Genomic DNA, 510 nt, shown 5'->3' on the forward strand with positions numbered 1-510 from the left:
GAGTGAGTTGTTCACGCGATATCGAAGTGCGCCCGGCAGCCGTACCATCATGGCAATGATGCAAGAAGAGGGTGAGCAAATCGGGCGGTTCAAGGTACGCCGTCTGATGCGTGAGCTGGCGTTGATCAGCAAGCAGCCAGGATCACATGCGTACAAAAAGGCCACAGTGGAGCGGCCAGATATTCCGAACACCTTGAACCGAGCGTTTGATGTGGAAGCGCCAAATCAGGTCTGGTGTGGAGACATCACTTACGTCTGGGCACAGGGAAAATGGCACTACCTGGCAGTTGTCCTGGACCTCTATGCACGCAGAGTGGTTGGCTGGGCCTTATCAGAAAAACCGGATGCAGACCTGGTGGTCAAAGCGCTGGACGTCGCTTACGAACAACGTGGAAAGCCTCAAGGATTACTGTTCCACTCCGACCAGGGATCGCAATATGGCAGCCGTCAGTTCCGCCAGAGACTGTGGCGCTACCGCATTCGCCAGAGCATGAGCCGCCGAGGCAACTG

Annotated in this window: 1 protein-coding gene; it reads left to right on the forward strand. The window is 56.1% G+C overall.

The genetic code is table 11. The annotated features are described in order from the left end of the window. Positions 1-510, forward strand: a 510-nt coding sequence (locus HU729_RS25570) for an IS3 family transposase (RefSeq protein WP_186711925.1), incomplete at both ends; no start/stop codon positions are given.

Origin of the sequence: Pseudomonas sp. RW10S2, assembly GCF_014268985.1 — a bacterium.
Classification (GTDB): domain Bacteria; phylum Pseudomonadota; class Gammaproteobacteria; order Pseudomonadales; family Pseudomonadaceae; genus Aquipseudomonas; species Aquipseudomonas wayambapalatensis.